Here is a 12531-nt window from a genome sequence, read left to right on the forward strand (position 1 = left end):
ACATGATCAAGCGCACCCGTCTGCTACTGCTCGGTGCGCTGCTGACATGGCTGACGGGCTGTGCCAGTTGGGGCGAAGACTGGCGCGAGCCCGAAGTGCACCTGGTCGAGGTCGAAACGGTCAAGGCCAGGTTGCTGGAACAGGAGTTCGTGTTGCACGTGCGGGTCGACAACCCCAATGACAGCCGCCTGTTCATACGCAACGTGTCGTATGCAATACGCCTCAATGACCTACTCCTGGTGCAGGATGAAGCCAGCGTATGGCGCAGCGTGGGCGGGCATGCACGGCGCACTTTCAAGATAACCGCACGCACCAACCTGTGGCAGCACCTGAAACCACTGGCCAAACTGCTGAGAAGCAAGCAGCCGCTGCATTACACACTGCAGGGCGAACTGGCGACCGGGTTGCTCATCCATCGGGACCTGCACATATCACGCAGTGGTGAGATAATCCCCGGCGATCACATACCGGAGTAACCCTGCAATGTCCCAACAACCCCACGTTCATGGCCCTGACTGCAACCATGACCATGATCACCACCACGACCACGGCCATGTACACGGCCCGCACTGCAACCACGGCCACCAGGAGCCGGTACGCAACGCCCTGAAGGACGTTGGCCGTAACGACCCGTGCCCGTGTGGTAGCGAGAAAAAGTACAAGAAGTGCCACGGCGCCTGATCGACTGACTCGATAAAAATCTGAGAGATTGCACGATCACTGTGGGAGCGGGCGCGCCCGCTCCCACGGGTACCGTGCCAGCCTCTGGATCATGAGCCTGACACAGGTGGGTTATGCGGCTTTGCGCCGGTTAGCCCCCAGCAGGTCCTGGTACCAGAGGCCGGCATCATAGGCGATGGTCACCAGGGTGGTCTCGACATACCGCGGGTGCTGGGCCATGCGCTGGGCAACCGCCAGACAGGCAGCGGCTGTATTACCGACGAAAATGCCACTCTGCATGTAGAACCAGCGCTGTGCGGCCAGCATTTCTGCATGGTGCACCTGGGCCCGCTCGTCCACCAGCGACCAGTCCATGAACGGCGGACAAACGCCCACGGCCATACCTTCAAAACGATGATCGGCGAACACGCCAGCCCTCGAATCACAGCCATTGGGATCGACCAGTACCGTCGACACCTCGAAGCCATGGTCCTTCAGCCCCAGGGTGATACCCGTGAAACTGGCGCCAGTACCCGCACAGCCCACGAACAGGATCTGCCGCCCCGCCCCGGCGTTGGTCAGTTGCATGGCCAGCTCGCTGGCGGTCTGATAGCGATGGGCCTCGATGCCTACCGGGTTGTTGAACTGGTCGGTGTAGAAGTATGACTTGCCCAGTGCGGCCTGATTATCCAGGTGATGCATCACCACGTCCTTGGGGGTGGCACCGGCCATCAGCATTTCCTTGCCAATCAACCGGGCACCGAAACACTCCAGCAGATCCCGCTTGGTCTGGCTGAAACTCAGCCCGACCGCTAGCTCTACGGCGACCTGGTACTTATGGCAAGCCGCCAGCAAGCCAAAGCCGAAACTGCCACCGGTCTTTTCGATGACGGTCGTCACCCCTGGAATGATGTCGCCCCTGCGCACGGCATGTTCGACGATCTGCCGCGCCGCCCGGTACTTGTGGCTACCGCCCGGGTTGTTCATTTCCAGTTTGGTGTAGATGCGATCGCTGACACTGATGAGCTCGCTCATTTGCGGCTACCTTCCATTGAAGTATGCAGGCCGGCCTTGTTCTGCAGCAGCCCGGCAGTGGCAACCAGCAGCCCCATGCAGAGGACCATGCAGATGGCATTGGTACCGTCCCAGCCGACCGAGCTCAGCAACAGCGAAGGGCTGAATGCGCCGATGGTGGCAAAAACGGCAATGGCCAGGTCGTTCTTGCCCTGCATCTGCATCGCAGCCGGGCTGTTCTGCAGTGACTGGGCCAGCAACGCACCTCCGCCTACATAAGTGAGGTTCCAGCCCAGACCGAGGGCAATCAGTGCCAAGGTCATCATGGCGTAGCTGTGCGACCAGATATTCATCGCCGAGCAACCGATCAACAGGGCCAGGCCCGCGCAAATGGTGGTCTTGATACCCAGCCGCTGGATGATGGCGCCGGTGAAGAACGACGGGGCAAACATGGCGATCACATGCCACTGGATCGCCAGACGGACGTCAGTGAAGTCTTCGTGCATGTGTTTCATGTGCATCGAGGCCTGGATCATCAGCAGGTTCATGATCCCGTAGCCCAGCGCAGCCACAGCCATTGCCACAACCACGCTCGGGCCTGCCGGCTCGGCACGGGTGCTTGCCGGTTTTGCTGTGCTGTTGACCGCGCTGGCCGTGCCCGCATCATTGGGCAGGCACAGGGCAATCAACAACGACAGCAGCGCCAGGCCGACAAACGCGGCGTAACACAGCGAAAACAGTGGGAAGCCGCCAACATCACGCAGCCACTCGGTAAGCGTCGGCCCGACCACAGCCGCGATGACCCCGCCAGCCACGACCAGCGAAAGCGCCTTGGGCTTCAAGGCCTGGGAAAGATTGTCGGTCGCCGCGAACCGGTTGAAGTTGGCGAACGCGATGTACACACCCAATGCAGAGTGACTGAGGACCAGCGCAGGAAAATGCTCGTGCTCCACCGCCAGAAAGCCGCTGACGCCAGACAGCGCCAAGGGAATCGCGCCCAGCATGAAAGCCTTTTTTCGGCCGATGCGGCTCATCAGCCTGGAGACCGGATAGGTTGCCAACATCAGGCACAGAAACTGGAACCCGTACGGCACCGTGGACCATGCGGCGTCAGGCGCCAGCGAGGCCCCAACAATGGCGGCCATCGTCACCGACATCACGGCAGTCGTCAGGTTGATCGACTGTGCGGTGAAATACAGGTACGTGCGCCGCGGTAATGTGCTGTTCATAATGCGTGCTCGTGATAAGTGGACAGGTCGATTTCCGCCTCGGGGAACACGCAGATCAGCCGTTCCTTGCCTTTACCCAGCCGTTTGCGCTTGACGCCAAGGCGCCCTATGCGCCGCGGTGAATCGAGGTGGGTGCCACCGCAGGGGATTTCGATCCCGTTGTAGGTCCACAAACGTGCGTCTTCCAGGCCTTGAACCGCGTAGTGCTCGATGGGCGCGTCGCAGCCGATCAGTTCATTCGCCCGCCGTTCTATTTCAAGTACGTCTTCAGCCGTGAACGCGTCCTCGACCAGGAAGTCGAAGCGTGCCGTGTCCTCTTTGATATGGCAGCCGATAGTCCATTGCTTCAGCTCTTCACGCAGCCCGATGGCGGCGGCATACAGGAAGTGGCTGGCACTGTGAGACAACGTCAGCCGTTCGCGACGTTCAATATCGATAGTGACGCGGGCCGGCATGCCTGCGGTGACTTCATCCAGCAAGTGCAAATCATCAGGGTGCACACTGTGAATAATGATGCCGCCCAGTTTTCCGCCTTTGAAACCCTCCAGGCGAATAGGACTACCGTAGAGTTTTTTAACCCAGACGAATCGCACGGTACCCACCGGTAATTCAATCGTGCCGAAGTCCGCTTCCTGGCCGCCACCTTCCGGGTAGGCCACCGTGCTCAGCAACTCGATACCGTCACTGTGCACCCGCACTACTTGAGTATTCGCGCCCGCCAGGTACTGATCTTTGTAATACAGTTTTTCGGTATTTCTTAAAACTTCATAGTTAAGAGAGTTCATGCTTCCAATACCACCTGCAATGATGTTTTAACCTGTACCCGGGCAGCGGCCGGGACGTCTTTGGTAACAATGCATCCCGGCCCGATAAACGCGCCGTCACCCACATGAATAGCGCCCAGCACACTGGCGAAAGCGCCGATCTGTACCCGGTTACCCAACGTCGGATGCCTGGGGCTCGAGGGGTTGTCACTGATACCGCGGGCGCCCAGGGTTACACCGCCAAGCACGTAGCAATCGTCACCAATGGTCGATGTTTCACCAATGACGGTGCCCATGCCGTGATCGATGATGAAGCGCGCACCGATGCGGCTGCGGAAATGGATCTCCGCCCCCGACAGCATTTTTCCGCGCCGGGAGATCATGGCGGCCAGGCATTGGCCGCCGGCGCCGTAGGTAGCGGCGCTATTGTTGTAGATCCAATGGGCAAGCCGATAATGCAGAACCGCAGAATAAGAAGTGTAGGTTTTTGCAATAAATACCAGGTCGCGGCCGGCAGCCGGATCTTTCATGGCAAATGCCTGCAAATCGGCATGTGCCTGTTCAGTCACACTTTCAATAACCGATGTTTCTTTCAGTGCTTCGAACTCGACGATTGAACAACACTCCAATAACGCCGAGGTCACAAGATTCTTTACAACTTTGAATGACTCCAGTTCGTCAGGGACAGGAAGCCTGGCAATGACGGCTGATTGCATGTCCATAGGGTGCATGGGCTTGATATCCAGTTGTCTGGTCTGCACAGACGCTATAAGTGCCGCCTTTGTTGGCAGCCGAAAGTTTCGACACAGGGATATTGGCATGTACTGGCCATTTGCAAACGAACAGTCGACAAGCATTTCCGTTAACTGTTAGGCTTTTTTTTCTAACGGTTTCGGACCTGCCATGATCCCCTGCAGCCTTCATCACCTGTTGAAACAACGCCTGGATGCAGGCGAGTGGTTGCCCGGGCAACGCATGCCCTCCATCCGCAAGCTGACCGCTGCAGTCGACTTCAGCTACCACGACGTCGTGTCGGCCTATGCCCAGCTGGTCAGCGAAGGCGTGTTGACGGCATCACCCGGCCGTGGCTACTTCGTCGCAAACCGGACGCGTCACACCGGCGTGATCCACGAACCCGAATGCATGGCCGGCGATCCGCTGTTCCGGCTGTTGCAGGGCGGCCAGCACTTCACCAAGCTAGGCAGCGGATGGCTGCCCCCGGCGTGGCGCGACACCGAACTGCTGGCCAAGGCAATTCGGCGCACGGCGCGGCTGGAGCAGAGCTCGCTGGCAGAATACGGCGACATCCAGGGCTACCTGCCCATGCGCAAACAGCTTTGCGTGCACATGAAACGGCTGACCCGTGTCGAAGCCCGCCCCAACCAGTTGCTGACCACACTGGGTGCCACTCAAGGCCTGGACCTGGTGGCACGATTGCTGATCAAGCCAGGCGACCACGTTTTCGTCGACGAGCCGGGCAACGGCAACCTGATCAAGCTGATCCAGCTGGCGGGCGGGCACGTCGTCGGCATTCGGCGGACTCAGGACGGGCCGGACGTGGAAGAAATGAGAAGCCACCTGGCCAGGCACAAGGTCAAGGCGTTTTTCTGCAACAGCACCTTCCACAACCCGACCGGCAGCAACATCAGCCCGCACAACGCCTTCAGCGTCCTGCGCCTGGCGGTGGAGCACGAGTTCTTCGTGGTCGAGGATGATGTGTATGGGGACTTCAGCCCCGCCGTGCGCCAGACCTTTGCCGAGCTGGACAACCTTGACCGGGTTATCTACATCGGCAGCTTCTCCAAGTGCCTGTCGGCATCGCTGCGCGTGGGGTTCATTGCCTGCTCGCAAGACCTGATCGAGCCGCTCACACGCCTTAAACTGCTGACCTGCGTTGCCGTCCCCGCGTTTTGCGAACGCTTCGTCAACACCATATTGTCAGATGGCACCTATGCCCGGCACATGAAGGACGTGCAGCAGCGTCTGATCCGCCAGCAAGTGCAAACCCAACGCTTGCTACTCGAGCGCGGCTGGCAGTTCGATATTGCACCGCAAGGGGGGATGTTCCTCTGGGTCTATCACCCGGACCTGCCCGACCTGCAACCTTTCATGCGCAAACTGGAGCAGCACAAGATCCTGCTGATGCCCGGTTCTGCATTCGCGGTGAGCCGTGACTACCGACGCTACACGCGCATCAATTGCACGCATTTTTCCGACGCCCTGGCTGAGCACTTCGACGTTTGAGGCGCGCAATCAAATAAACCGACCTGGGACCTTGCATGGCGCCTGCGCGCTTACTACCTTAGCGCCTTTCCAAACCAGCCTCGCCTTGCAGGAGCCCTTGTCATGGCCGCCCCCGCCTTTCCTCACTTCCGCCTGCGGTTTGCAACCGCTGCCACCCTGCTCGGCATGCTCGGGCTGGCCGGCTGCCAGACGGGCGGCTACCAGGATAGCGTGCCACCAACCAGCGGCGTGCAGCCGCTCAAGGGCCTGGCGCAGAATGTTTCGGTACGGCGCAATGCCATGGGCGCGCCGCTTATCGAAAGCAGCAGCTTCCATGATGCGCTGTTCAGCCTGGGCTATGTGCACGCTGGCGACCGCATCGAACAGATGGTCGCCATGCGCCTGCTCGCCCAGGGCCGCCTGGCCGAACTGGCCGGCAGCGAGGCGCTGGATATCGACCGCCTCATGCGCGCCGCCAACCTCAAGCAGAGTGCCGCCCAGCAATACGCCGACGCATCGCCAAGGCTCAAGCGCTTCTTCGAAGTGTATGCGCGCGGGATCAACGCCTACCTGTTCCGCTACCGCGACAAGCTGCCAGCAGGCCTGGCCAGTAGTGGCTATCGCCCCGAATACTGGAAGCCTGAAGACTCGGCGCTGGTCTTCTGCCTGTACGCGTTCAGCCAGTCGGTTAACCTGCACGAGGAACTCAGCGCCCTGACCCTGGCGCAGAAAGTGGGTAGCGACAAGCTCGCCTGGTTGCTGCCCGGAGCCCCGGACGAGCCGTTGGCCGAAATGGAAGTGGACAAGCTCAAGGGGCTGAACCTTGCCAGCCAGTTGCCGGGGCTGCCGGCCCTGGTGGCTGCCAGCCAGAAGCTCGCCGACCTCGACCTGCTCGGTAGCCCGGGGTCGGCCAACCTGGCCCTGGGCCCGCAGCGCAGCCGCAGCGGCAAAAGCCTGCTGGCCAGCGACAGCCGCGCCGGCTGGGCCTTGAGCCCGGTACAGATCAATACCAGCAAGTACCAGGTTGCCGGCCTGTCCTTGCCCGGCCTGCCGATCGTGCTGGCCGGCTACAATGGCAAGCTGGCCTGGAGCAGCAGCGCGGTGATGGCCGACAATCAGGACGTGTTCCTCGAGCAGTTGCGCCACCAGGGCAATCAGTTGAGCTACCTGGCCGACGGTAAATGGCTGCCGGCCCGTACCCGTAACGAAACCTTCTTTGTCCGTGGCCAGCGCCCCGTGCGCGAAGTGATGTACGACACCCGCCACGGCACCCTGCTGGCCCAGCCAGAAAACGCCAGCCTGGGCCTGGCGCTGAACCTGCCACAGTTCAAAGGTGATCGCAGCCTGGATGCGCTGTTCGACCTGACGCGGTCCAAGAACCTGGAGCGGGCCTTCGACAGCACCCGGGAAGTGACCGCCGCTGCCGTCAACTTCGTTTTCGCCGAGCCTGAGCACATCGGCTGGCAAGTCAGTGGCCGCTACCCCAATCGCCGCGAAGGCCAGGGCTTGCTGCCCTCGCCGGGCTGGGACGGGCGTTACGACTGGGACGGCTATGCCGACCCGATGCTGCACCCATACGACCAGGACCCACCCGCGGGCTGGATCGGCCATGCCAACCAGCGCAGCCTGCCGCGCGGCTATGGCATGCAGCTGTCCAGCACCTGGTACTACCCCGAACGTGCCGAACGCCTGGCACAGCTGGCCGGCAACGGTCGCCACGACAGTCGCAGCCTGATTGCCCTGCAGAATGACCAGGTGACCTTGCTGGCCAACAAGCTCAAGCAGATGTTCGACGCCCCCGGCATGGCCCAGCCTCTGAGGCAGGCGATCGACGCCCTCCCAGCCGGGCAGCGCGACAAGGCCCGCGACACACTGGCCCGGCTCAAGGCCTTCGATGGCCGCCTGAGCCCGGTGTCGGCAGATGCCGCGCTGTACGAGTTGTTCTTGCAGGAGGTCGCTCGCCAGACCTTCCTCGATGACCTGGGCCCGGAGGCCGGCCCGGCGTGGCAGGCGTTCGTCAGCAATGCACGTTTGTCGTTCTCGGCGCAGGCCGATCATCTGCTGGGCCGCGATGACAGCCCTTTCTGGGATGACCGCACCACGCCGCAAAAAGAAGACAAACCCACCATCCTCGCCCGCAGCCTGGCAGGTGCAATGGAGGCCGGTATCGCGCAACTGGGTGCCGACCGACGCACCTGGCAGTGGGGCAAGCTGCACCAGTACCGCTGGCCGGCGCCGGCCTACCATGGCCTGGGCGATGCGATCAGCCGTGCGCCGCTTGCCGCAGGCGGCGACTTCACTACCCTGGCTCTTACACCATTCGCCTGGGGTAGCGACTTCGACACTCGCCTGCCAGCCTCGGCACGGATGATCGTCGACTTCGGCCAGGCCGAGCCCTTGCAGATACTGACCAGCAGCGGCCAGTCCGGCAACCCGGCCAGCGCGCATTACCGCGACGGGCTGGATGCCTGGTTCAAAGGGCGCTTCATGAGCCTGCCACTGCAACAGCAGAACTTCGGCAGGGCGTATGGCAACCAGCGGCTCACATTGGTACCGGGGCGATAAGGGCGCGCTTGAGGGAAGCCCGAGGGGGCCTGGAGAACTTTTTCAGCAGCCCCCTCCACATCCATCCGAACTAACGCCTTGCACCACAAATCCTAACGGGTAAGCCCAGAACTAGTGCCCGTGCCATGGACCTTGTCATCGCCCGCCCCGAAGGCCTGTACTGCCCACCCGGAGATTTCTACATCGACCCCTGGCGGCCCGTGGACCGGGCTGTCATTACCCACGGCCACGGCGACCACGCGCGCACCGGCAATGGCCATTACCTGACCGCCAGCCCCGGTGCCGGCATTCTGCGCAGCCGCCTGGGCCAGGACATCAATTTGCAGACCCTGCCCTACGGTGAGCGCCTGCTGCACCACGGTGTGACGTTGAGCCTGCACCCGGCCGGGCATGTGCTGGGTTCGGCGCAGGTGCGCATGGAGTACCAAGGTGAAGTCTGGGTTGCATCCGGTGACTACAAGGTAGAACCCGATGGCACCTGTGCCCCCTTCGAACCGGTGGCGTGCCACACCTTCATCACCGAATCGACCTTCGGCCTGCCGATCTACCGCTGGCCAAGCCAAAGCGAGATCTTCGCCGGCATCAATGCCTGGTGGCGGGCCAATAATGAACAGGGCAAGGCCAGCGTGCTGTTCTGCTATGCCTTCGGGAAGGCCCAGCGGATTCTGCATGGGCTGGATGCCAGCATTGGCCCGATCCTCGTACATGGCGCCATGGAGCCGCTCAACCGGGTGTACCGGGATGCCGGCATCCGCCTGCCGGAAACCCGCTACGCAGGCGATATTCCGCGCAACGATCCACTGCTGCGCCAGGCACTGGTCCTGGCGCCCCCATCCGCCAGCGGCAGCAGCTGGATGCGCCGTTTTGGCGATTACAGTGATGCCTTCGCCAGCGGCTGGATGCTGCTACGCGGCGCCCGCCGGCGGCGCGGCGTGGACCGGGGCTTTGTGCTGTCCGACCACGCCGACTGGCCTGGCCTGCTCTGGGCCATTGGCCAGACCGGTGCCCAACGGGTGATGGTCACCCACGGCTCGGTCGAGGTACTGGTGCGCTACCTCACCGAACAAGGCCTGGATGCCCGCGCCTTCGTCACCGAGTATGGCGACGAAGACGATGTGCCCAACACCGCCCCCTCACCATGAAAGCCTTCGCTACGCTGTTCCTGCGCCTGGACGCGACCACCTCCAGCAATGCCAAGCTCGAGGCACTGCGGGACTATTTCGACATGGCGCCCGCCGACGATGCTGCCTGGGCGGTGTATTTCCTGGCCGGCGGGCGCCCACGCCAGCTGGTGCCCACCCGCCTTCTACGTGAACTGGCAACGACGCTGGCTGGCCTGCCGGACTGGCTTTTCGAAGAAAGCTATCAGGCCGTGGGCGACCTGGCCGAGACCATTTCGCTGCTGCTGCCGCTGCACGCCGATGGCAGCGAGGAAGGCCTGGCCACCTGGGTGGAACAGCACTTGCTGCCCCTGCGCGGCCTGCCGCCTGAGCAAGTCAGGCTGCGCCTGCCACCGCTCTGGGCGCGGTTGGACCGCGCCAGCCTGATGCTGTGCCTGAAGCTGATCACTGGCAGCTTTCGCGTGGGCGTGTCAAAGCTGCTGGTCACTCGCGCCTTGGCGCAACTGGCCGGGCTAGATGCCAAACGCGTGGCCCAGCGCCTGGTCGGCTACACCGATACAGGCCATCGCCCTACTGCAGCCAGCTACCAGAGGCTGATCGCTCCAGAGTCCGCCGATGAACACAGCCAGCGCGGCGGCCAGCCCTACCCCTTCTTCCTGGCCCATCCGCTGCAAGTGTCCAGCGATCAATTCGATACCCTGCTCGGTCCACCAAGCGATTGGCAAATCGAGTGGAAGTGGGACGGCATTCGGGCGCAGGTGGTGAAGCGCGATGGCCAGCTGTGGGTGTGGTCGCGCGGCGAAGAACTGGTTACCGAGCGTTTCCCCGAACTGCATGGTCTGGCACAGACGTTGCCCGATGGCGTGGTGCTCGATGGCGAGATTCTGGTCTGGAAACCCGGTGAAACCGAGGCGGAACTGGCCGTGCAGCCTTTCGCCTTGCTGCAACAGCGCATCGGTCGCAAAACGCTGGGCAAAAAGCTGCTGAACGATGCGCCGGTGGTGTTGCAGGCCTACGACCTGTTGGAGTGGCAGGGCGATGACTGGCGCAGCCGCCCGCAGCACGAACGCCGAAGCCAGCTGGAACGCCTGGTGGATGAACACCCACTTGCCCCCGTGCTGTTGTCGCCTTTGCTGCAAGGCCCGGACTGGACCGACCTTGCCCGCCAGCGCGAGCAATCGCGCAGCCTGGGGGTGGAGGGCTTGATGCTGAAGCAGCGCGAGGCCCTTTACGGTGTGGGGCGCACCAAGGACATGGGCATTTGGTGGAAGTGGAAGATCGACCCGTTCAGCGTCGATGCGGTGCTGATTTATGCCCAACGCGGCCACGGCCGCCGGGCCAGCCTGTACAGCGACTACACCTTTGCCGTATGGGATGCACCGGCAGGTACACCTGGTCGTGCGCTGGTGCCCTTTGCCAAGGCCTATTCGGGGCTCAGTGACGTAGAAATGCGCAAGGTCGACGCCATCATCCGCAAGACCACGGTGGAAACGTTCGGCCCGGTACGCAGCGTGACGCCAACGCTGGTGTTCGAGCTGGGTTTCGAAGGCATCGCCCTGTCCCGGCGCCACAAAAGCGGTATCGCCGTGCGCTTTCCGCGCATGCTGCGCTGGCGGCTGGACAAGCCGGTGGAGGAGGCAGATGACCTGGCCACCTTGCAGGCGCTACTGGCCTGAAAAAGTTTGCGATGTCCGACTGCTGCAGGATGAGGCGCATTCGCTGAAACTATGCTTCTATTTTTGAGCCGACCCGTGTCGCAGACCGTTTTCGCCACGCAGCCAGGACCAACATGCACCATTCAACCCATGACCTGCTCTCCCCCGTACCGGGCATCACCCGCCAACTGCACAGTTTCCACTTCGGCCCCCGCAGTGGTGGCAAAGTCTATATACAGGCCTCACTGCACGCCGACGAGCTGCCGGGCATGCTGGTAGCCTGGCACCTCAAGCGCCGTCTGGTCGAGCTGGAACAGCAAGGCCGACTGCAGCGCGAGATCATTCTGGTCCCGGTGGCCAACCCGGTGGGCCTGGAGCAAGTGCTGCTGGACGCACCATTGGGGCGTTTTGAACTGCAAAGCGGCGAGAATTTCAATCGCAACTTCGTCGACCTGTCGGACAGCATCGGCGACGAGATTGAAGAACACCTCACCCAGGACCCACAGCACAACCTTGCACTGATCCGCGAATACCTGCGCCGAGGCCTGGACGCACACCCGGCCCGCACCCCTCTGCAGGCCCAGCGCCTGATACTGCAGCGCTTGGCCTGCGATGCCGATATGGTGCTGGACCTGCACTGCGATTTCGAAGCGGTCGAGCACCTGTACACCACACCCGATGCCTGGCCCCAGATCGAACCCTTGGCCCGTTACCTGGGTGCCCAGGCCAGCCTGCTGGCAACCGACTCGGGCGGGCAGTCGTTCGATGAATGCTTCAGCCTGGTCTGGTGGCAATTGCAGCAGCGTTTCGGCAAACGCTTTCCGATTCCGCTGGGCTGCTGCTCGGTAACCGTCGAGCTGCGTGGTCAGGCGGATGTCAGCCATGACCTTGCCAGCCAGGACTGCCAGGCGATCCTCGACTTCCTGACCCACGCCGGCGTCATCGAAGGCACCAGTGCCGCCCTGCCCGCACTGTTACGCCACGCCACGCCGTTGGCCGCAGTGGAACCCGTGGCAACGCCACTGGGTGGATTGCTGGTTTATCACGCCAAACCCGGCCAGCACCTGGAGGCCGGTCAATTGATCGCCGAAGTCATCGACCCGCTCAGTGACCGAGTTACCGCCCTGCGCAACAGCCAGCCAGGCCTGCTGTATGCGCGTAGCGTACGGCGCATGGCCACGGCTGGCATGGTCATCGCCCATGTGGCCGGCGAACAGGTATGCCGCAGCGGCTACCTGTTGGCCAATTGATCCGGTAAAACCATTGCAGCCGGCAGGTGGTCTGTAGAAGCACAGCCTTC

At 62.3% G+C, this 12531-nt stretch carries 11 protein-coding genes; 7 read left to right on the forward strand and 4 right to left on the reverse strand.

Annotated elements, in window-relative coordinates; all coding sequences use genetic code 11:
* Window positions 1-2: 2 nt before the first annotated feature.
* Both ACF8EA_RS25450 and ACF8EA_RS25455 read left to right on the forward strand, forming a co-directional pair.
* Window positions 3-476 carry an LEA type 2 family protein gene (locus ACF8EA_RS25450; protein ID WP_021785826.1) on the forward strand — a complete coding sequence of 158 codons (474 nt, stop codon included), beginning with the start codon at window positions 3-5 and terminating at the stop codon, window positions 474-476.
* A 7-nt stretch (window positions 477-483) separates the two neighbouring features.
* Window positions 484-681 (forward strand): SEC-C metal-binding domain-containing protein, encoded by a 198-nt coding sequence (locus ACF8EA_RS25455; protein WP_003254900.1) that lies wholly within the window; start codon window positions 484-486, stop codon window positions 679-681.
* A gap of 111 nt (window positions 682-792) precedes the next feature.
* On the opposite strand, the gene ACF8EA_RS25460 is transcribed toward ACF8EA_RS25455, so the two are convergent.
* Genes ACF8EA_RS25460 through ACF8EA_RS25475 form a run of 4 tightly spaced genes read right to left on the reverse strand, consistent with a single transcriptional unit; the run spans window position 793 to window position 4398 of the window.
* Window positions 793-1695: a pyridoxal-phosphate dependent enzyme gene (locus tag ACF8EA_RS25460; RefSeq protein WP_084850147.1), complete on the reverse strand. Its 903-nt coding sequence runs from the start codon at window positions 1693-1695 to the stop codon at window positions 793-795.
* The gene (locus tag ACF8EA_RS25465; protein ID WP_084850146.1) at window positions 1692-2903 is read right to left on the reverse strand and encodes an MFS transporter; all 1212 of its coding nucleotides are present in this window, start codon (window positions 2901-2903) and stop codon (window positions 1692-1694) included. Before ACF8EA_RS25465 ends, ACF8EA_RS25460 begins: the two co-directional genes overlap by 4 nt.
* Complete coding sequence (locus tag ACF8EA_RS25470; RefSeq protein ID WP_367250710.1) at window positions 2900-3688, reverse strand: alanyl-tRNA editing protein; 789 nt, start codon at window positions 3686-3688, stop codon at window positions 2900-2902. The genes ACF8EA_RS25465 and ACF8EA_RS25470 overlap by 4 nt, the downstream gene beginning before the upstream one ends.
* Entirely contained in the window at window positions 3685-4398 is a 714-nt protein-coding gene (locus ACF8EA_RS25475; protein WP_028697985.1) for a serine O-acetyltransferase, read from the reverse strand. The genes ACF8EA_RS25470 and ACF8EA_RS25475 overlap by 4 nt, the downstream gene beginning before the upstream one ends.
* 172 nt (window positions 4399-4570) lie before the next feature.
* Between ACF8EA_RS25475 and ACF8EA_RS25480 the strand changes: the two genes are divergently transcribed.
* The 5 genes from ACF8EA_RS25480 to ACF8EA_RS25500 all read left to right on the forward strand — a co-directional run bounded on the left by ACF8EA_RS25480 (window position 4571) and on the right by ACF8EA_RS25500 (window position 12481).
* Entirely contained in the window at window positions 4571-5911 is a 1341-nt protein-coding gene (locus ACF8EA_RS25480; RefSeq protein ID WP_021785821.1) for a PLP-dependent aminotransferase family protein, read from the forward strand.
* A 102-nt stretch (window positions 5912-6013) separates the two neighbouring features.
* Window positions 6014-8455 carry a penicillin acylase family protein gene (locus ACF8EA_RS25485; protein WP_392523664.1) on the forward strand — a complete coding sequence of 814 codons (2442 nt, stop codon included), beginning with the start codon at window positions 6014-6016 and terminating at the stop codon, window positions 8453-8455.
* Between the two features lie 125 nt (window positions 8456-8580).
* Window positions 8581-9597, forward strand: a complete 1017-nt coding sequence (locus ACF8EA_RS25490; RefSeq protein ID WP_392523666.1) for a ligase-associated DNA damage response exonuclease — start codon at window positions 8581-8583, stop codon at window positions 9595-9597.
* Complete coding sequence (locus tag ACF8EA_RS25495) at window positions 9594-11252, forward strand: ATP-dependent DNA ligase (protein WP_392523668.1); 1659 nt, start codon at window positions 9594-9596, stop codon at window positions 11250-11252. The genes ACF8EA_RS25490 and ACF8EA_RS25495 overlap by 4 nt, the downstream gene beginning before the upstream one ends.
* A 113-nt stretch (window positions 11253-11365) precedes the next feature.
* Entirely contained in the window at window positions 11366-12481 is a 1116-nt protein-coding gene (locus tag ACF8EA_RS25500; RefSeq protein ID WP_021781986.1) for a succinylglutamate desuccinylase/aspartoacylase family protein, read from the forward strand.
* The last annotated feature ends 50 nt before the right edge of the window (window positions 12482-12531 follow it).

Origin of the sequence: Pseudomonas sp. YQ_5 (assembly GCF_043103305.1) — a bacterium.
GTDB lineage: Bacteria > Pseudomonadota > Gammaproteobacteria > Pseudomonadales > Pseudomonadaceae > Aquipseudomonas > Aquipseudomonas putida_Y.

What these genes read in the sequence shown, in the direction of transcription:
- ACF8EA_RS25450 (WP_021785826.1), top strand. Translation starts at nt 3, where the DNA reads ATGATCAAGCGCACCCGTCTGCTACTGCTCGGTGCGCTGCTGACATGG.
- ACF8EA_RS25455 (WP_003254900.1), top strand. Translation starts at nt 484, where the DNA reads ATGTCCCAACAACCCCACGTTCATGGCCCTGACTGCAACCATGACCAT.
- ACF8EA_RS25460 (WP_084850147.1), bottom strand. Translation starts at nt 1,695, where the DNA reads ATGAGCGAGCTCATCAGTGTCAGCGATCGCATCTACACCAAACTGGAA.
- ACF8EA_RS25465 (WP_084850146.1), bottom strand. Translation starts at nt 2,903, where the DNA reads ATGAACAGCACATTACCGCGGCGCACGTACCTGTATTTCACCGCACAG.
- ACF8EA_RS25470 (WP_367250710.1), bottom strand. Translation starts at nt 3,688, where the DNA reads ATGAACTCTCTTAACTATGAAGTTTTAAGAAATACCGAAAAACTGTAT.
- ACF8EA_RS25475 (WP_028697985.1), bottom strand. Translation starts at nt 4,398, where the DNA reads ATGCACCCTATGGACATGCAATCAGCCGTCATTGCCAGGCTTCCTGTC.
- ACF8EA_RS25480 (WP_021785821.1), top strand. Translation starts at nt 4,571, where the DNA reads ATGATCCCCTGCAGCCTTCATCACCTGTTGAAACAACGCCTGGATGCA.
- ACF8EA_RS25485 (WP_392523664.1), top strand. Translation starts at nt 6,014, where the DNA reads ATGGCCGCCCCCGCCTTTCCTCACTTCCGCCTGCGGTTTGCAACCGCT.
- ACF8EA_RS25490 (WP_392523666.1), top strand. Translation starts at nt 8,581, where the DNA reads ATGGACCTTGTCATCGCCCGCCCCGAAGGCCTGTACTGCCCACCCGGA.
- ACF8EA_RS25495 (WP_392523668.1), top strand. Translation starts at nt 9,594, where the DNA reads ATGAAAGCCTTCGCTACGCTGTTCCTGCGCCTGGACGCGACCACCTCC.
- ACF8EA_RS25500 (WP_021781986.1), top strand. Translation starts at nt 11,366, where the DNA reads ATGCACCATTCAACCCATGACCTGCTCTCCCCCGTACCGGGCATCACC.